We start from the raw sequence: 19885 nt of genomic DNA on the forward strand, positions 1-19885 counted from the left end.
GTGATGAAATTAGGTGTTTTCAATCCTTTGTTCAATGACAAGTCATTTGAAGAAATGCTTGATTATGTTCAGGCAGCAGGAGTAGAGGCAGTAGAAGTAGGAACAGGAGGTTATCCGGGAGATAGTCATATCGATCTGGATGGACTTCTTGACAGTGAGAGTGCTAGAGAGACTTATCAAAAGGCATTTGCTGAAAGAGGGCTCTTTATTTCATCTTTCAGCTGTCACGGTAATCCTATCTCGCCGGAAGCAGAATTCAGAGAAACGTCAGATATCACACTCCGCAAAACGATTAAACTGGCCAACTTGATGAATGTTCCCGTAGTCAATTGTTTCAGTGGAACTGCAGGTGATTCTGATGAGGCTAAACTTCCTAACTGGCCGGTTGCTCCGTGGCCGAATGAATACAAAGATATTTATGACTGGCAGTGGGAACATAAGCTTATTCCTTATTGGAAAGATATCGCCGAAATTGCCAAAGAAAACAATGTAAAGATTGGATTGGAACTCCATGGCGGATTCCTCGTGCATTCTCCGTATACATTGCTTAAACTAAGAGCAGCAACCAATGAATACATCGGTGCTAATCTAGACCCGAGTCATATGTGGTGGCAGGGCATTGATCCTGTGGCAGCCATCAAGATTCTCGGCGAACAGAACGCTATCCATCACTTCCACGCTAAAGATACATTTATTGATCAGGATAACGTCAATATGTATGGCCTGCTGGATATGCAGTCTTATGGCGATGTGAAAACACGCAGCTGGACATTCAGAAGCGTCGGTTGTGGACATGATCTGAAAGAATGGACTGCAATGATGAGTGCGCTTAGAACGTATAATTATGATTATGTTGTCAGCATTGAACATGAAGACCCATTGATGTCCATTGAAGAAGGCTTCCAGACAGCAGTACGTAACTTGAAACAAGTGATTATTAAACATACACCGACTGACATGTGGTGGGTATAAGGAGGAAATACAATGGCAGAAATCAAATTAGATCATATCAAAAAGACTTATGAAGGTGGCAATACAGTCGTCAAAGACTTCAATCTCCACATTCACGACAAAGAATTCATCGTCTTCGTCGGTCCATCAGGCTGTGGTAAATCAACGACATTACGGATGATTGCAGGGCTCGAAGATATTACAGAAGGTGACTTCACAATCGATGGTGTCCGCATGAACGATGTAGCACCTAAAAATCGTGATATCGCTATGGTATTCCAGAACTATGCATTATACCCGCACATGACTGTCTATGACAACATGGCATTCGGTCTTAAGCTGCGTAAAACACCTAAAGATGAAATTAAACGACGTGTCGAAGAAGCGGCAGAAATTCTAGGTTTGACAGCGTACTTGAAACGAAAACCTAAAGCTTTATCAGGTGGTCAACGACAAAGGGTTGCTCTCGGTCGGGCGATTGTTCGTGAAGCAAAAGTCTTCTTGATGGATGAACCATTATCCAATTTAGATGCTAAACTACGTGTACAAATGCGTGCAGAAATCTCAAAATTACATAACCGTCTACAGACAACGACGATTTATGTGACGCATGACCAGACAGAAGCACTCACAATGGCATCACGTATCGTCGTTCTGAAAGACGGAGATATTATGCAGGTCGGCACACCGAAAGAAGTCTATGATTTCCCGGAAAATATTTTTGTCGCAGAATTTATCGGTTCACCACCTATGAATATCTTTGATGCTAAACTAACAGAGAAATCAATTCTCATCGGTAACTACGAATTTGATGTTCCTGAAAGTATTATGCGATCATTGAAAAACAAAGGCTACATCGGTAAAGAAGTTAAATTCGGCATTCGTCCTGAAGATATTCATGATGAACCTGTCTTCATCCAGTCTTGTGAAAATACCTCATTTGAAACAAAAGTAACAGTTAGCGAGCTGTTAGGTGCTGAAATTATGGTCTATTCAATGTTTGAAGGACAGGAATTTATCTCTAAACTGGATTCACGTAACGACTTAAAGGCAGGTGACATTGTTCGCCTTGCTATGGATATGAACAAAGCACATTTCTTTGATGCACAGACAGGAGAGCGTATCCGTAACGCTTCTGAAGATAGACGCCGTCAGGAAGCTGAGCAGGAATTGCAGGTTTAGTGAAGTATACAGCTGCATGAAATAAGTGCAGATGATTGAATTGATGATAAAAAGCTGTTAGCATGCAAATTGTTAACAGCTTTATCTATTGAGTTTAACTGGAGGAACTATAACAATGAAACGCATTTGGTGGAAAGAAGCGGTATGTTACCAAGTATATCCGCGCAGCTTTAAAGATTCAAACGGTGATGGTATTGGTGACATCAATGGTTTGACCGAAAAACTAGATTATTTGCAGGAACTGGGCATTGATGTCATCTGGCTGTGTCCTGTCTATGACTCTCCGAACGATGATAACGGTTATGATATTCGAGACTATCAGCAGATTATGAGAGACTTCGGAACGATGGAAGATTTTGACCGGCTATTAATGGAAGTTCATGAACGTGGAATGAAACTGATTATGGATTTAGTCGTCAATCATACGAGTGACGAGCATCCATGGTTTATTGAATCGAAACATTCCGAAGATAATCCTAGACGCGACTGGTATATTTGGCAGGACGGCAAAAATGGTCATGAACCGAATAACTGGGCAAGTATTTTTGAAGGCTCTGCCTGGGAATACGATGCAGCGACCAATCAATATTATATGCATGTCTTCAGCCGTAAACAGCCTGATTTGAACTGGGAGAACAAGGAGATGCGTCATGCAGTCTATAATATGATTAACTGGTGGCTTGACAAAGGAATCGATGGATTCAGAATTGATGCTATCAGTCATATTAAACGATCATTTGACAAAGGGGATCTGCCGAATCCAGATGGACTGAACTACGTCGAATCATTTGAAGGTCATATGAACCAGCCGGGAATTCATGAATTCTTGAAAGAGATGAAGGAAGCGACATTCGATAATTATGATATTATGACGGTCGGCGAAGCAAATGGTGTGACGGTGGACGACGCCGATCAATGGGTCGGTAAGGATAACGGTCAGTTCAATATGGTATTCCAGTTTGAGCATTTAAATTTATGGGATCATAATGTAGGTAAGGAATTTGACGTGCTTGGCTACAAGGAAGTGCTGACAAGTTGGCAGAAAGGCCTGGAAAATAACGGATGGAATGCCTTGTTCATCGAGAACCATGACCGTCCCCGAGTCCCTTCCACTTGGGGAGATGACAAAGTGTACTGGTATGAGAGTGCGACAAGTCATGGGGCAGTCTACTTTTTGCTGCAAGGGACACCATTTATCTATCAGGGACAGGAAATCGGGATGACGAATTATCCATTCAAAGATATTTCAGAGTTCAATGATGTCCATGCAAAAAATATATATAACAATGAGCTTATAAACGGGATGACAAAAGCTGAAGTGATTGAGATGCTGCAGCGGATCAGTCGTGATAACTCGCGTACGCCAATGCAGTGGAATAATCAAGAGCATGCAGGATTCACGACGGGCAGACCATGGTTAAAAGTTAATCCGAACTATGAAGAAATCAATGTTGAGAAACAGATGCAGGATGAAAAATCAATTTATCACTTTTATAAGAAGATGATTAAATTTAAAAAGGATAATCTTGTGATGACTTATGGAACATTTGATTTAGTCTACCCTGATCAAACCGATGTCTTCGCGTATACGCGCACTTTAGGAGATGACAAAGTGCTCGTTATCGGCAACCTTGATGATGTCGAAGTGAAACTTGATAATAGTGAGGGCTTTCATTTTGATCCGGATAAGATCGTGCTGAACAACTATCAGCTGCAGGAATCTGCATCCGACGAAATTATATTGAAACCATATGAAGCGAGAGTTTACCGTTTGTCATAATGACTGAAGCCGACTGAAGATGATTCCATCTTCAGTCGACTTTTTTATATAGAAACTGGGGCATAGTTAATATTTTATTTACATAAAGGTCATAGTAAATCCATAAATGATTGCTAGACTGAATGAGAATCTAATTATAAAGGAGTCTTAACATGAATCATATCGCTAAAGTGTTTCTGGCAATCGCATTGATAGCATCATTAATCCCGTTCCCCAACCGCTCGGCACAGGCAGCGGGACAGCTGTTGATTTCTGAATATATTGAAGGGTCGAGCTATAACAAAGCAATTGAGATTTACAATCCTGCAAGTGAATCAATCGATTTATCAACATATTCTTTAGTTTCTTTTATCAATGGTGCCAATGAAACAGCAGGAACTGTGGCAGAGCTCAAATTATCAGGAACGCTTGCAGCAGGCGATGTATTTGTCATTGCTAACCAGCAGGCAGGTGCAGAAGTGCTGGCACAGGCTGACTTAAAGACCGGCTCAGCTGTCATGAATTTCAATGGTGATGATACACTTGTTTTATTTGAAAATTATAATGCAGCATCTAAAACCGGTAATGTCAACGATTCGATTGGTCAGGTCGGTACAAATCCAGGAACAGCATTCGGCTCTGACGTCTCAACATTGGATATGACGCTCGTAAGAACGTCAGACCGGTTGACTCCGGATACTGATATCCACAACAGCTATCAACCAAGTGATCAGTTCATCGCACTGCCAAAGGATACATTTTATGAACTAGGGATGTTTAACGGTAACGTTGTTGTCCCTGAACCTGAAACGCCGCAAGCTGAATATGAAGTCAATGTAGTGCGTGTAGTAGACGGTGATACTATTAAAATCTCTCCTTCTATCATGGGATCAGATACCATTCGATTTTTGAATATTGATACACCTGAAACATACCACCTTTCGACCTATGATCAGAATTTAATCGATTCAGATCCAGACCAGAATCAGAAGTATCACGGTGAGATTGCTAAAAAAGCATTGAACGAACTGTTAACTGCAGGAATGCCTGTCACAATCAAAGTGAATCCTGAAGAGATTACTGATCAATATGGCCGCGTCCTTGGACAAGTCGTCCGTGAAGATGAGATGAATATTAACCTCGAAATGGTTAAGCGCGGTATGGCCTCCACGTATTTCATCTGGCCGGTCGCAAACTGGGACGATTACCATATGTTTCAGACAGCAGCAGCAGAGGCGCAGAAAGCGAACGTCGGCATCTGGCAGAGTGAACATCCACTGATGGAACTGCCGTTCGAGTTCCGTGCGCGATATGATGGCAAAGGATTGCTCCGCTATGTCGGCAATTCAGAAACTAAAATCTATTATCATCCAGAGAACTTTGTGCAAGTTCCGGTAGAGAACCGCATTTTCTTTACTGAGGAAGAAGCGATTGCACAGGGCTACAAACCAGCATCAGGCACGTCACCAGAAGCAGCGAAGGAAATGACTATTCAAGAAGCACGTGACAGTGGTAGAGGTGTTAAAGCAATAGTGACAGGAACGGTTACGAAAGTAGACGGATATAATGTATACATCCAGGATGAGACTGCAGGAATGGTCATTCGCAGTAAAACAGTCAATCCTGCTGTAGGTGATGTGATTCAGGCAACTGGTGAGACTTCTGAGTACTTCGGGCTGTATCAGATGGAAACAGAAGCTGTCAAAATAACCGGTCAGCAAACCATTGACCCGGCAGTGACACCGCTTAATTTGATTAACGAAGAAGTAGAAGCGGAACTGATTCGTATTGAGAATGTCACAGTTATCTCTGTCAATGAATTCAATGAATATACAGTCGTAGATAATAGAGGTAACGAATTTATCATCAAAACGACAGATGCTCTTGAAATCGGTGGTTCGTATTATCAGATAGACGGTGTAGTGACATACAGTTATGATGCTTACAAACTGCTTCCTGTATACATCACTAAAGATGCACCAGTGTACGATATAGCAGGATTTGCCTTCCACGATAAAAATCATAACGGTAAAGTGGATCAGCCAGACAGAAAATTATCAGGTGTTCGAGTAGATTTGTATGAAGGAAACAAACATATTCAGACAGTCATCACAGATTCACAAGGAAAGTTTGTCTTACAAGCACCAGGTAATAATGACTACACAGTTGAATTTGCTTCTCCTGATGGATTGGTAGAAACGTTTAAGGACGCTGTCACAGACGATAAAGATTCAGATATTGAAGATAATAAAGTGAACGTATCGGTTGATCATGCTGCGGTTGATCATGTTACCGCAGGATTTACTAAGAACGTGGGTAAGCTTAAAAACAAATAACATCAATAAAGCCCTGCCAGAAGGCTGGGCTTTATTAGTGTTATTCATTTGAACGGCTTGAAAGTCAGGTTGCGAAGTCGATTTTTCTAGTACGCAGAGCTGCTCAATGATTTAAGAAAACTTTAAGAAAGATACTGCCTTTTTTTCTGTACAATGAAGAAGAAAGGTGTGAAGCGTATGAAACGATTAACGGTCGTTGATAGTTTGAGAGGATTCAGTCTATTCGGGATATTAATAGCTAATATGCTGATTTTCCAGTTTGGTATTTACGGAAAGGAATATCCTGATGTCTATAGTGTCCATGGAATGAGTTTATGGCTGCAGCAAGGTATTAAATTATTCATTGAAGGAAGCTTCATGCCTATATTCGCACTGTTATTCGGCTTCGGGTTGATCAAGATGTCCCGAAGCTTTGAGCGGAAAGGTTTAGGCGTCAAACGGCATGTTTTCAGACGGAGTACAGGATTATTAGTGCTTGGTATACTTCATGCGCTGTTCTTTTTTGAAGGGGATATTCTTAGTTTCTATGGTCCGTTGTTACTGCTCCTTGTTTTTCTCGTCAAACGAACAGTGAAGACGATGATCATCACGTGTATCGTCAGTTTTGGACTGCTCTTCAGTCTCAGTCTACTGTATCCAGGGTTGGCGAGTGAAGCAATCAACACAGTCTCTCCCTACGAACTGACTGCTGAACAGCATCAGTATTTAATTCAGCAGAAAGCAGTCTATAGTAGTGGGAGTCCGAATGAACTGCTTGAATTTATATTGCAGGAGGATCCGTTCATCGAGTCTGACGAAATGCTGCCGATTATGATGCTGACGGGGCTGCTTGTCTACTTACCCGTATTTATTATCGGCATGATTGCTGCTAAAACAAAGTTCTTTGAGACGGGTATAACGACATTTAAAAAGCGCATGCTGTTTTGTATTCCATCAGGCCTTATGCTCAATGTGGCAGGCCTTGTATTCAATGACAGTGAGCTTGCTGTCAATGCGATGCTGGTGGGTGACTTTATACTGGCGTTTGGTTACATCGTTTTATTCTATATCTTATATCAGCGTCTGAACCATCGAACATGGTTCCATGCTTTTGAAGCGGTCGGCAGGCTGTCGTTGACGAACTATATCATGCAGTCTGTGTTTCACTCATGGATTTACTACAGCCGTGGTCTCGGTCGATTCGGCGATAGTGACCTGGTATTATCAGTGACCCTTGCCCTCGCGTTTTTCGTACTGCAAGTTTTATTCAGTGCAGTCTATATGCGTTATTTCAAGTTTGGCCCGCTTGAATACTTATTGCGTGCCTGGACCTATTTATCATGGCGGCCTTATTCCAGACGCTATGACTCATAAAGAAAGAGACTGAACTTCAGTCTCTTTCTTTCGTTTTACACCATAATTCCTTACAATAGATAGTGAGGTGAAGCACATGATGTTAGAGTGGGATCATATCATACATTACGTAAAAAATTTGGAGTCATTTGACTTTCCTGAGCAGCTGCTGACGATTCATGACGGCGGCAGACACGATGCGCTTGGTACTTATAACCGCTTGAGTTATTTCGATCTGAGCTATATTGAATTCATCGATATATTCGACCGGGAACGAGTCATTCAAGCGGCAGCAGATGACAATGAGCGGTTGAGCTTTGCGGCGACACTTGAACGGACGCACGATACAGAAGGGTTTAAACGGCTCTGTTTCAGAACAGATGACATTGAGGCATTGAAAGATCACTTTGTGTCATGTGGTCGAAAGGTCATCGGGCCGAATAAGATGGCTCGTACGAAGCTGAACGGAGAGGTCATCAGCTGGCAGTTACTGTATATTGATGATAATAGTGACCGAGAACTGCCATTTTTCATTCAGTGGGAACAGTCGGATGAAGAAAGGCAACGAGCGCTGGCTCCTTTGTTCCAACCGTTGACGGTCAAGGAGATAGCGCTTGAAGTGACAGATCTTAATGAGCGAGTTACTGAATGGCAGGAACTTCTAGGTGCTGAATTTAAAGAGGGTGCCCTGCATATTCCAGCAAGCCCTGTATTTACGGTCACTGAAGGAACATCTGACAGGATTCTGTCAATCACCATCCAGTCTGGAGAGGACCGCACACTGACAGTGCACGACGCTTGTTACCAGTTCGTTCAGTAGACATAATGGTAGACACGCATCACGAGAAGTGTGCCGTGGTATAATGCAATCAGTAGCGCAGCAGCGATAAATAGTTTGTTGGACTTAGATGGTTTCACAATTAAAAAGAGAATGGAAATAATCAGTGTGAGACCAACGGCAATCGTACTAATATCAAAATGATAGATGGCACTGCGCGTCTGAAACAAAAAGATAAGAATTAAATTGATAACAGCAAGGACAGCCAATAACATATTTTTGAACATAATGAACCTCTAATCATGTATTTTGTAACCATTATATCAAAAATAAGTAGTCAATTATAGTTGAACGATTGAGAGGAAGATTCACATGACAGTAAATAGAATTCGTATTTCTAACGAGGCACATGATTATTTTGTTAAACAACACCCAAATGGAGATTTACTTCAGCTCACTAAGTGGGCGGAATCTAAGCAGCTGACAGGATGGTATTCAAAGCGGATTGCTGTCGGACGAGATAATGAAGTAGCGGGTGTCGGCCAGCTGTTATTTAAACCTGTGCCGAAGCTGCCGTTTACATTGTGCTATGTTTCAAGAGGATTCGTCTGCGATTACAATGACAAGGAAGTCGTCAATGCTCTGACATCATTTGCAGTGGAAGTGGCCCGTGCTGAACGTGCCTATGCCATCAAAATTGACCCTGATGTAGAAGTCAAAGCGGCAGGAGACCTTATAGAATATATGCAGTCGCTCGGCTATCGCCATAAAGGATTTGAAGATGGACTGAGTAAGCGCTACATTCAACCTCGTATGACGATGATCACCGATATCAATCAAGAAGACGAACCGCTTATCCAAAGTTTTGAAAAAAACAACCGTTCGCGTGTGAAGCTCAGTCAGAAAAAAGGTACTGAAGCTTATATCGCAGGTCGTGAAGATTTGAAGACATTTGCAGCACTGATGAAAGAAACAGGCGAGCGTGACGGTTTTCTGACGCGGGATGTGTCATATTTCGAGAATATATATGATGCACTTCATCCTGACGGAGATGCAGAACTCTTTCTTGTGAAGCTTGTACCGTCACATGTCATGCCGAAAATTCAAGAAGAATACAATATGCTTGAAGCAAAAAAACAGAAGCTTGAACAGAAAAAAGATCAGAAAAAGGCACAGAATCAACTGAAAGATATCGCTCTGCAGCAGACAAAACTCAGTAAACAACTGACTGAACTGAAGCAGCTGAACGAAACCCATCCTGAAGGGAAAATATTGTCCGGTGCACTGCTGACGTTCTCAGGATATAAGTCTTATTACTTATACGGTGCATCAAGCAATGAATACCGGGACTATCTGCCGAACCATAACATGCAGATCAGCATGATGCGGTATGCGCGTTCCCGAGGTGCAAAAAGCTATGATTTCGGTGGTACAGACAATAATCCGCCGAAAGGTTCAGAGCATTTTGGTCTCTGGCAGTTCAAAAAGGCGTGGGGCACACGTCTCAGCGAAAAAGTCGGAGAATTTGATTATGTATTGAATCAGCCTGTCTATCAATTGATCGAACAAGTGAAACCACGTATCACACGATTGAAATTGAAATTCACAAAAGGACGTAAAAAGTAGGGATAATATGAAAATAGCAATCATTGGCGGCGGCAAAATGGTCACTCAGATGGTGACAGGATGGAAGAACAGTGGTGTTCAGATGGACACATTAGGAGTTTGGCTGAGAAACAATGAGAAACAACATGAGTTTGCTGCAGCACACGGGGTGACAAGCATTGATTCACTCGAATCATTGAAAGATTACGATGCAGTGATGCTGGGTATCGTGCCGAATGCATTGGCTGAAATGGCGGTGCAGCTGCGACATTATCTAACTGAGGACCATATTATTTTATCAATTGCTGGCGGCGTATCTATTCAGGACATCGATGACCTGTTCGATCATCATCAGAAGATTATTCGGATGATGCCGAACACACCTGTTGCGGTCAATTCAGGGATTGTGGCTATGAGCTGTAATGATTATGTCAGTCAAGAAGAGATGGATAGAGTGACTCAGATGATGACGCAGCTGGGTGTAGTCAAATGGATCGATGAATCGCTGATGTCGATCATGCCGGCAATTGCTGCTTCTTCTCCGACGTTTGTCTACATGATGATTGAAGCGATGGCAGATAATGCAGTCGCTGCTGGACTGGATAGAGCTGCTGCCTATCAACTGGCAAGTCAGATGGTTATCGGTGCCGGCAAAATGATGCTCGAAAGTGGTGAGCATCCAGCAGTACTGAAAGACCAAGTGACATCGCCTGGAGGCTCCACGATTCAAGGTGTCATGAAGCTCGAAGAAAAAGGCTTCAGAGATGCCATCTCAAAAGCCATGGATGAAATAACAAAATATAATTAGTTTCTGAATTCAAGATAGAAAAAAGGATTGATGAAAGCTAAATATAGAAGAAAGCAGAAACTGAGCAGACTAATGAGTGTTAATATAAAAGCCATTATTTTGTAGGTGACGTTTTTTTCTCTGCTCGGCAGTTTCGCAAACATATAGGCCAATCCAATGACAAACGTCAAGATACAGAAGAAGAACCAGAAATATTTGGTGAAGAAAATAATACCACTATTGATGAAATAACTTGCGGTGAAGACGATATGCATAATGATAAAAAGCAGCATGAGCATTTTTTGCATATAAGACCCTCCTAGTTGTTATTCATTTTAATGGAAATTCACGATTAATAAAATATAAATATTGGAGGTCAGTGATGAATATTGGATTTATTGGTACAGGTGTGATGGGCAGCAGCATGGCTGGACATATTAAAGGTCACTCATTATTTGTGTATAATCGGACAAAGGATAAAGCTGATGATCTTGTCAATCAAGGAGCAGTATGGTGTGACAGTCCAAAAGAGGTGTCAGCGCAGTGCGATATCATCTTCACCATGCTCGGTTATCCGCATGATGTTGAGGAGATGTATTTAAGTGAACATGGGTTGATTGAACTAGGTAGAGCCGGGCAGATTATGATCGACTGTACCACATCGAGCCCTGAACTTGCACGGAGAATAGCAGATGCAGCAGCAGAAAAAGGACTGGCGGTTATTGATGCGCCCGTCAGCGGCGGCGATATTGGTGCCAGAAATGGGACGCTCTCTGTGATGGTCGGCGGAGATGAACAGGCATTCCTGAAGACAAAAGACATCATCGCCATGTTCAGCGGTAGCATTCAATATTTTGGTCCTGCCGGCAGTGGTCAGCATACGAAAATGGCCAATCAGATTGCTATTGCATCGGGGATGATCGGTGTAGCTGAAAGTTTGTATTACGCTGAGCAGGCTGGGCTCGATATAGAACGTGTACTAGAGACCATCTCCAAAGGAGCTGCAGGCAGCTGGTCATTATCTCATCTTGGGCCAAGAATGCTTGAAGGGGACTACAAACCTGGCTTCTATACACATCATTTCTTAAAAGATATGAAGATTGCGCTTGATGAAGCCATCAAAATGAACATAGAACTGCCTGGTCTGAAACTGGCATATAAGCTCTATGATCAATTATCACAGCAACAAAAAGAAACGACAGGTACACATATTATTTTTGAAAAATACAGAAGCAATCATTAGCAATGATTTTCTTATTAGTCTATATTGTTATTGGAGATTAAAAATTGGAGGAAAACAGTGATACAAAAAATTATTAATTTTTCGATACATAATAAGCTCGCTATCTGGTTGATGACTCTCATCCTTGCAGTCGGCGGACTTTACTCAGCCTTAACGATGAAGATGGAGCTGCTACCAAGCATCTCATCACCGGTAATTACGATAACAACGCCATATCCAGGTGCTACACCTGAAGCGGTGCTGGATAACGTCACAGATCCTATTGAGAAAAAAGTTTCAAGCATGAGTGGAGTCGATAATGTTTCGAGTCAGTCAATGCAGAACGCATCAGCGATTACGCTTCAGTATGATTTTGGAACTGATATGGACAAAGCTGAACGAGAAGTAGAAGAAGCAATTGCAAGCATTGATATGCCTGAAGAAGTACAGGATCCAACGATTGATCAAATCTCTATGTACACATTTCCTGTCATCAGCTATTCTTTTTCATCCTCTGACAAAGACATCAAAGAACTGACACAAGTCATTGAGAAAGACCTTGTTCCTCAAATCGAAGGAGTGGATGGCGTCAGCAGTGTCACTTTCTCTGGACAGGAAGTCGAGCAGATTGAGCTGCAGTTTGATGAAGATAAGCTCAAGAAAGAAGGCTTGTCTGAAGACACTGTTCTCCAATACATCAAAGGTGCTACCACTGAAGCACCACTTGGCCTCTATACTTTTGACAAAGATTTGAAATCCATTGTTGTCAACGGACAGTTCACATCAGTCGAAGCATTGAAATCATTAAAAATCCCTGCAACAGGTGGTACCGGTGCGACTGGTGGTCAGCAGGCCGGACAGTCAGCGGCAGGAGCTGGTGGACAAACCGCTCTAGATCCGAAAGCGCAGGCAGCAGCAGCTGAGCAGGCAAAAAATGCTAAGCTGCCGACTGTTGAATTAGGCGATATTGCGACTGTCAAAAATGTAGAAAGTCGTGAATCTATTTCTAAAACTAACGGTAACGATTCTCTAAGTGTACAAGTCGTAAAATCAGATAATGCTAATACTGTAAAATTAGCGAATGATGTAAAAGATGCTGTCAGCCAATTCAGCAAAAAAAATAAAGATATTGATAGTCTGTTAATACTTGATCAGGCTAAACCGATTGAAGATTCAGTGAAAACGATGATTGAAAAAGCGCTGATTGGTGCGTTATTTGCAGTCATCATGATTATGATTTTCTTACGTAATATCCGTTCAACATTAATTGCAGTGGTCTCTATTCCAATGTCAATTCTGATTGCTCTCTTGATCTTAAGACAGCTTGACGTTACATTGAATATTATGACATTAGGTGCAATGACTGTTGCGATAGGTCGAGTTATTGATGACTCTATCGTTGTCATTGAAAATGTCTTCAGACGGATGTCACTGAAAAATGAACGCCTTAGAGGCTCGGCACTGATTGCTGATGCGACACGTGAGATGTTCATCCCTATCATGTCATCGACACTCGTCACTATTGCAGTATTCCTGCCGCTTGGACTTGTATCAGGTTCAGTAGGCGAGTTGTTTAAACCATTTGCTCTGACCGTTGTATTTGCTTTGCTGGCATCATTATTAATTGCGATTACCATCGTACCGATGCTTGCTCATATTTTCTTCAAAAATGGCATTAAAGGACATCATGACGAAAAGCCGGGTGCTGTTGCGCACTTCTATCGTCGTGTGCTGGAATGGTCATTAAAACATAAATGGATCGTTGGATTGCTGAGTATTTTACTGCTGGTCGGCAGTTTGATGTTAACACCGCTTGTCGGAACATCATTCATCTCGACAGGTGAAGATAAACTGCTGGCATTAACTTACAAACCACAGCCAGGTGAAACTGAAGATGAAGTGGTTGACCATGCAGAAGAAGTACAGAAATATTTATCAAGTAAGAAAAATGTAGAAAACGTTCAATTCTCAGTCGGTGGTAAAAACCCATTCAGTCCAGTCGCTTCAAACGACATGGCAATGATGGTTGAATACAACAAAGATACACCGAACTGGGAAGATGAAGCTGAAAAAGTGCTCGATAAAATAGCCGCATACAAACATCCAGGTTCATGGAAAAATCAGGACTTTGCAACAGGCGGCGCATCTAATACTGTAGCTGTTTCAGTTGTGGGACCTTCAGCGGATGCCATCCGTTCAACGGTAGAAGAAGTCGAAAAAGTAATGAAAGAACAAAAAACATTATCTAACGTCGATTCATCGTTAACAGACAGCTACGATGAATACACATTGAAAGTGGATCATGACAGATTGTCTGAACTTGGACTGACAGCAGGACAAGTAGCGATGGCATTGAACCAGCGTTCTCCTGAAACAGTCGTTACAAAAGTAGGAGAGCAAGGTAAATCAACAGAAGTTATTTTGACGAAAGACCAGGAAACAAACTGGACTAAGAAGAAGTTGGAAGATATAGAAATCACGTCACCGCTTGGCCGTGATGTCAAACTCAGCCAGGTAGTGGATATTGAAGAAAGCCAGTCATCAGATACTATCACGCGTGATGATGGAGATATATCAGCAAGTGTCGACGGTAAAATTAAATCAGATGATGTTGGTAAAACAACAGCAGATGTTCAAAAAGCTATCGACAAAATTGATACACCAAACAATGTTGACATTAAAGTCGGTGGAACAAACGAAGATATCGGAGAAAGCTTCTCTCAACTCGGTGTCGCAATGCTTGCTGCTATCGGTATCGTCTACTTGATTCTTGTACTGACATTCAAAGGTGGACTGGCACCACTGGCCATTCTTTTCTCATTACCGTTTACTATTATCGGTGTCATCGTGGGACTGCTTATCGCTGGTGAAACGTTATCTGTTCCATCGATGATCGGAGTACTTATGCTGATTGGTATCGTTGTCACGAATGCCATTGTCTTGATTGACCGAGTCATCAATATGGAAAACAGCGGCCTCTCTACACGAGAAGCATTGCTTGAAGCAGGTGCAACACGTGTCAGACCAATCTTAATGACAGCTCTTGCGACAATTGGTGCACTATCGCCGTTATTAATTGGCGGTGATGGTTCAGTGCTTATTTCTAAATCACTAGGTGTAACAGTCATCGGTGGACTTGTATCATCTACGCTGCTCACATTGATTGTTGTTCCGGTTGTCTATGAAATATTGATGAACTTCAAAAACCGTAACAGAAAAAAAGAAAGCGTCATTGAACAATAATAAAATGCCCTGAAAGCGATAAGCTTTCAGGGCATTTTTCTATAGGCCGTAAATAAATAATGATACAACGATGATTAATACGGAGAGCATCAATGTGAATAAGTTAAGAATAAGCAGTCCTTTGTCATCATGGAGCTTATATTTGAATGAAGTGATTTCTATGTTCATCACGAGTGCAAGCACTAACAGAATCGCCCACCACGATGTTGGTGTGACCCTCAACAATATGCTGAATGCAAATAACAGCAGGCTGATGCCGAGGATCATTCTAAGAATACGCGTCATGCGAATGTTGTATTGATAAATGCTCACGTAAGAAACGAGTAAATAGATGAGTAGGTAGAGCGTTAATAATAAAATCATGCTACTTTTCCTTTCGAAAAATAAATGTAAATCAGAATAAGGGCAAGCAGGCTTGTGGCTGCACCGATATAAAATGGCAGGCTTAAACTGAATGTCAGTAGTCCTGTGAAGACAAGTGGACCGATAATCCGACCTAAGCTGTCCAGTGAATAAGTGATACCGGTCATTTTACCCATATGACGTGCAGTCGTTGTTTTAGTAATACTTGAAGTCAGTAATGTTCTGACCATAGCATTCCCTGCCATCAGCATAACAAGACATAATCCGGCATATACTAAATTCATCGTGAATGGCAGCATAATGAACGCAGTCGCTGTAATGACCAGTCCTGCCATCATCACTTTACGTTCTGCACCGTGCTTCACTTGTCTTAAGTAACCACCTTGAAGAATCGCGCTGACAAATCCGCCGATCATAAAGAGCAGCCCCATCTGAGTCGGTGTAATAGCAATTCTGTCAATTTCTAACAGCTGAAAAGAGCTTTCCATACCGCTCATTGTCATCATGACAATAAATGTACAGAGCAATAACAGTCCGACGGGTTGTCTGAAAATAGTCCAGTTAATACCGCCCTCATCCGTACCTGTTCTATCAAGGTGAGTCTCCGGCAGCTTCATCATCACGGCGATGAAAATAAGCATTAATATGGCAGCTGTCATAAAGTAAGGCAGTTGATAGGAATATCCTGCAAGCAGCCCACCGACAGCCGGCCCGAATATAAAGCCGAGACCAATCATCATACCGAGCAGCCCCATATAGCGGTTACGTTCTTCAGCTGTCGTCAAATCTGCGACAATACTGGTAGTAGTTGAGAAACAGGCACCGGAAAACAATCCACCGATGATTCTTGAAAAGTACAACATCGGTAAGTGATCGATAAATAATCCGAAAGTCAGAAAGCTGATAGTAAATCCAATCAGACCGATCAGCAGTACTTTTTTTCGTCCGTTGTTATCTGAGAACTGTCCCCAGAAAGGCGCTGCGATGAACGACGCAATGGAATAGCTTGCGAGCAGCAGTCCCATATGAAAGGCACTTAAATCCATATCGTCAATCAAAGCTGGAATAACAGGAATGACGATACTGAATCCGAAATAGATGAAGAACTGGATGACCATCAATAAGCTGAATACTTGTTTAATATTATTGCTGCTCATTGAGTTGTTCACGTACATCGCGGATCGCGTCTTCTAGTTCATGCAGACGTGCTTCTAGTTTGTCTGCATGGTTGCCTGTGGACTGAACTTTTTCAATGTCACCTTGTAGTCTGACATATTCTTGTTTTAATTCTGTCAGTTGATAGTTTAAATCAGCCATATGTACACTCCTTTATTTTTTAAAATGTAAGTCTATTATAAGCTATAATGTAACTAACTTGAAAGCGGGGAACGATTAATGACGAAGAAAATTAAAACCAATGCATTGCGCAAGCTGGATCAGCAGCGCATGAGCTACGAAATATTCACCTATGATGCAGGCGGGGGAATCGACGGTATTACCGTTGCCGCCAAAATAGGTGAGCCGGTAGAAACGGTCTATAAGACATTAGTGACGCATAGTGGTCAGGAGCTGTTTGTGTTTGTCATACCTGTTGCAGCAGAACTGGACTTAAAGAAAGCAGCTGCCGCAGTCGGCGTTAAGAAACTTGAGCTGCTGCCTGTCAAAGAACTGCTCAGTAAGACCGGCTACATTAGAGGCGGCTGTTCTCCAGTCGGAATGAAGAAGCAGTATGCGACGGTCATTGATACATCAGCTGAAGGACTCGCCGCTATCATTGTCAGTGCCGGCCAAATAGGCATTCAAATGAAAATCGCTGTGACGTCGCTGCTTACTGTAGTCAACGGGACATTAAAGGATGTGATTAAACGATGAAACTCAAGGACCATTACTTATCTCTTGCTATCAGGGGTAAGCGAACCATTGTGATTTCTGACATCCACGGAGAGAAAGAATTATTTCAGCGGCTGCTTCAGCAAGTCGGATTTTCTGATGACGATCTATTGATCATCGGCGGAGATATTATCGATAAAGGGCGTGATTCAATAGGTACAATGCGCTATGTTTTTGAGCTGCTGGAACGACCGAATGTCTATATGATTGAAGGGAACTGCGACCGCATACTAGATGAATTATATGAAGATTGGCTCTATGATTATATGGACCGCAGACGAACATGGGTCCATGATTATTTGGATGAAGTAGACAGGTCACTCGATGACTATGACAGTCAGCAGCAGCTCGGTGATGATATCCTTGAGAAATACAGTGACTATCAGGCGATGTTCAATACGCTGCCGACTGCAATAGAAACAGAGGATTATTTGTTTGTCCATGCCGGAATCGACGGTGTTGATTATTTGGAGACAGCTCGTGAACAGGCACTTAATATGCCGAACTTCTATACGCAGTCTCATCAGCTTGATAAATACGTAGTGGTCGGACATTATCCTGCCTGTAATTATGTTGAACATGGAATATACAGTCATGACATTAAGATCAACGACGCGCGAAAAATAATTGCTATAGACGGCGGCAACCAAGTAAAACCATCAGGTCAGCTGAATGCGCTGATTATTAAACCAGATGGCTCTCTCTGTTCAGAACATGTAGACGATCACCCTGTCCAGGAAGTGATTCAGTCATTCGAAGTCACTGTTCAATCTCCGCATACCTTTACATTTCCGGAATTTGATATAATGATTGAGGATATTGAACCTTACTTCACTAAGGCGGTACATACGCACTCAAATACTGAATTCATGGTCAAGTCTGAATACATACAAGAGGATGGAACAGGTGGTTATCGCTTGAAAGAGGATTACACGGATTTATTTCTTGATGTGGAAGCCGGTGAACATGTCAAAGTGATTGATGATACATGCTCCGGCTATGTGCTGATTAAAAAAGGGAGTATCGTCGGCTGGGTTCCTGAAGAAGTGCTGGCTTAAAACACACTACTCGTAGTGTGTTTTATATTTTTCGTAATTGATGTAATGACGATGACGGATAATAAGCATCGTGCCTGCTGTAATGAGCAGAACAGGGATGACAAACGTGAATAACATCAAGAGACCTGCCACAATGAACATGATGGCACTGACCGTAATGCTGCGTTTCAAGTAAAGAATACCTAATAAATTAAGCATCCATGGAAATAATACGATGACGATCAACGGAAGTAATGCCTCTTTTAGAGCGGTTGTTGCTTCAGGTAACGTTTCCTGGTCCACATGGTCAGCCAGGAAATTTTGTACAATGCTGCCTGATGCGCCGAAATAAAGTGTGATGACAGACATGATGAGAAGGGTCAATATGATAAGTGAAACGACTGCCAGTCGTTTCGGAATTTTGATGAAGTCCTGCATAAAGCACCTCGAGGTTTTTTATTTATTTTAGCATAGTAAGGGAAGGAAGCGCGCGTATGACACAAAGTTTCTTAACAATTATCGCAATGATTCTGCTGGGTTATCTGATGAAGAGACTCGGTTATTTTACTGAACAGGACGGCGGTGTTATCGGCCGGATTGTCTTCAACATTACGCTGCCGTCACTTGTTATTGTGACACTCAGTAAGGTGGAGATTGAGCCTTCATTGATGCTCCTGCCTGTCATCATGATTTTATATGCAGTGACCGCCAAAGGGCTTGTCATCCTGTTATTCATCAACCATCATCGTCACGTCAAAGGATCTGTCGGTATGATGGCATCTGCTTTGAATATTGGACTGTTTGCTTATCCACTTGTTGAACAGATGTTTGGAGCAGAAGGACTGCTGTATTTTGGGATGTTCGATATTGGCGGCTCTATCGTCATGTTTGGTATCACTTACATCGTCGGAAATTACTTCAGTGACGGAGCTGAGATTTTTGATATCAGATATTTGGCGTTAAGTCTCTTAAAAAGTGTGCCGTTGATGACTTACATGATCATGCTCATATTAAGTCTCCTCCATGTCAAACTGCCGACATTCGCACTTGATTTTTTTGGTATCGTTTCACAGGCAAACATGCCGCTGTCCATGCTGTTATTAGGTATTTATTTGAACTTCAAGGTGGATCAGGCGTATTTGCCGATTACTATTAAATATCTGCTGTTTCATTATGGTTTCGGAACAGTGATTGGATTGCTATGTTATGTCTTCCTGCCGTTCAATGAAATGTTCAGAACAACGATATTGATTGGGCTGTTATTACCGATTGGTGTGTCCATCATTCCTTATGCTATTCAGTTTAAGTATAAGACACTACCGCTTATCGGTATGGTATCAAATTTGTCGATTGTCATCTCCATCATCATCCTGTTTGTTTTTCAGATGGTTATGTTGTAA

19 protein-coding genes are annotated in these 19885 nt (G+C 42.0%); 13 read left to right on the forward strand and 6 right to left on the reverse strand.

Translation table 11 applies throughout. The annotated features are described in order from the left end of the window. Positions 1-3: 3 nt before the first annotated feature. The 6 genes from AC3IPL_RS00890 (at position 4) to AC3IPL_RS00915 (ending at position 8380) form a co-directional block, all read left to right on the forward strand. Positions 4-972, forward strand: a complete 969-nt coding sequence (locus AC3IPL_RS00890) for a sugar phosphate isomerase/epimerase family protein (protein WP_489241201.1) — start codon at positions 4-6, stop codon at positions 970-972. A gap of 12 nt (positions 973-984) precedes the next feature. Beyond that, a complete protein-coding gene (locus tag AC3IPL_RS00895; RefSeq protein WP_489241202.1) occupies positions 985-2133 on the forward strand; it encodes an ABC transporter ATP-binding protein in 1149 nt (382 codons plus the stop codon). A 115-nt stretch (positions 2134-2248) separates the two neighbouring features. Beyond that, on the forward strand, positions 2249-3913 hold the full coding sequence (locus tag AC3IPL_RS00900) for a glycoside hydrolase family 13 protein (RefSeq protein WP_489241203.1): 1665 nt from the start codon (positions 2249-2251) through the stop codon (positions 3911-3913). A 152-nt stretch (positions 3914-4065) separates the two neighbouring features. Beyond that, positions 4066-6228, forward strand: a complete 2163-nt coding sequence (locus AC3IPL_RS00905; RefSeq protein ID WP_489241204.1) for a thermonuclease family protein — start codon at positions 4066-4068, stop codon at positions 6226-6228. 177 nt (positions 6229-6405) lie between these two features. Further along, the gene (locus AC3IPL_RS00910; RefSeq protein WP_489241205.1) at positions 6406-7581 is read left to right on the forward strand and encodes a DUF418 domain-containing protein; all 1176 of its coding nucleotides are present in this window, start codon (positions 6406-6408) and stop codon (positions 7579-7581) included. A gap of 76 nt (positions 7582-7657) precedes the next feature. Next, positions 7658-8380: a VOC family protein gene (locus AC3IPL_RS00915; protein ID WP_489241206.1), complete on the forward strand. Its 723-nt coding sequence runs from the start codon at positions 7658-7660 to the stop codon at positions 8378-8380. Here AC3IPL_RS00915 and AC3IPL_RS00920 read toward each other — a convergent pair. Beyond that, complete coding sequence (locus AC3IPL_RS00920) at positions 8374-8625, reverse strand: hypothetical protein (RefSeq protein WP_489241207.1); 252 nt, start codon at positions 8623-8625, stop codon at positions 8374-8376. The two genes, AC3IPL_RS00915 and AC3IPL_RS00920, sit on opposite strands and share 7 nt — an antisense overlap. An 85-nt stretch (positions 8626-8710) precedes the next feature. On the opposite strand from AC3IPL_RS00920, the gene AC3IPL_RS00925 reads away from it, so the two are divergent. Together AC3IPL_RS00925 and proC are read left to right on the forward strand one after the other, a co-directional pair. Beyond that, positions 8711-9964, forward strand: a complete 1254-nt coding sequence (locus AC3IPL_RS00925) for a lipid II:glycine glycyltransferase FemX (protein ID WP_489241208.1) — start codon at positions 8711-8713, stop codon at positions 9962-9964. 7 nt (positions 9965-9971) lie between these two features. After that, positions 9972-10751, forward strand: coding sequence for a pyrroline-5-carboxylate reductase (gene proC, locus AC3IPL_RS00930; protein WP_489241209.1), 780 nt, complete (start codon positions 9972-9974; stop codon positions 10749-10751). Here the strand turns inward: proC and AC3IPL_RS00935 are convergent. After that, the gene (locus AC3IPL_RS00935; RefSeq protein ID WP_489241210.1) at positions 10748-11038 is read right to left on the reverse strand and encodes a hypothetical protein; all 291 of its coding nucleotides are present in this window, start codon (positions 11036-11038) and stop codon (positions 10748-10750) included. The genes proC and AC3IPL_RS00935 overlap by 4 nt on opposite strands. 74 nt (positions 11039-11112) lie before the next feature. Here AC3IPL_RS00935 and AC3IPL_RS00940 point away from each other — a divergent pair, with 74 nt between their 5' ends. Together AC3IPL_RS00940 and AC3IPL_RS00945 are read left to right on the forward strand one after the other, a co-directional pair. Continuing rightward, entirely contained in the window at positions 11113-11973 is an 861-nt protein-coding gene (locus AC3IPL_RS00940; protein ID WP_489241211.1) for an NAD(P)-dependent oxidoreductase, read from the forward strand. A gap of 60 nt (positions 11974-12033) precedes the next feature. After that, complete coding sequence (locus AC3IPL_RS00945) at positions 12034-15195, forward strand: efflux RND transporter permease subunit (RefSeq protein ID WP_489242220.1); 3162 nt, start codon at positions 12034-12036, stop codon at positions 15193-15195. Positions 15196-15234: 39 nt separating this feature from the next. On the opposite strand, the gene mspA is transcribed toward AC3IPL_RS00945, so the two are convergent. From mspA to AC3IPL_RS00960, 3 genes are read right to left on the reverse strand one after another with little or no spacing between them, the layout of a single operon-like run. Then, on the reverse strand, positions 15235-15558 hold the full coding sequence (mspA, locus tag AC3IPL_RS00950; protein ID WP_489241212.1) for a membrane stabilizing protein MspA: 324 nt from the start codon (positions 15556-15558) through the stop codon (positions 15235-15237). Continuing rightward, complete coding sequence (locus AC3IPL_RS00955; RefSeq protein WP_489241213.1) at positions 15555-16715, reverse strand: MFS transporter; 1161 nt, start codon at positions 16713-16715, stop codon at positions 15555-15557. The genes mspA and AC3IPL_RS00955 overlap by 4 nt, the downstream gene beginning before the upstream one ends. Next, entirely contained in the window at positions 16702-16875 is a 174-nt protein-coding gene (locus tag AC3IPL_RS00960; protein ID WP_489241214.1) for an SE1832 family protein, read from the reverse strand. The genes AC3IPL_RS00955 and AC3IPL_RS00960 overlap by 14 nt, the downstream gene beginning before the upstream one ends. Positions 16876-16953: 78 nt before the next feature. Between AC3IPL_RS00960 and ybaK the strand changes: the two genes are divergently transcribed. Both ybaK and AC3IPL_RS00970 read left to right on the forward strand, forming a co-directional pair. Then, a complete protein-coding gene (gene ybaK, locus AC3IPL_RS00965; RefSeq protein ID WP_489241215.1) occupies positions 16954-17430 on the forward strand; it encodes a Cys-tRNA(Pro) deacylase in 477 nt (158 codons plus the stop codon). Continuing rightward, the gene (locus tag AC3IPL_RS00970) at positions 17427-18506 is read left to right on the forward strand and encodes a metallophosphoesterase (RefSeq protein WP_489241216.1); all 1080 of its coding nucleotides are present in this window, start codon (positions 17427-17429) and stop codon (positions 18504-18506) included. Before ybaK ends, AC3IPL_RS00970 begins: the two co-directional genes overlap by 4 nt. A gap of 6 nt (positions 18507-18512) precedes the next feature. Here AC3IPL_RS00970 and AC3IPL_RS00975 read toward each other — a convergent pair whose 3' ends face one another. Further along, positions 18513-18923: a hypothetical protein gene (locus AC3IPL_RS00975; protein ID WP_489241217.1), complete on the reverse strand. Its 411-nt coding sequence runs from the start codon at positions 18921-18923 to the stop codon at positions 18513-18515. A 56-nt stretch (positions 18924-18979) separates the two neighbouring features. Here AC3IPL_RS00975 and AC3IPL_RS00980 point away from each other — a divergent pair, with 56 nt between their 5' ends. Continuing rightward, on the forward strand, positions 18980-19885 hold the full coding sequence (locus AC3IPL_RS00980) for an AEC family transporter (RefSeq protein ID WP_489241218.1): 906 nt from the start codon (positions 18980-18982) through the stop codon (positions 19883-19885).

This window comes from Macrococcus sp. GL_134 (assembly GCF_057834705.1).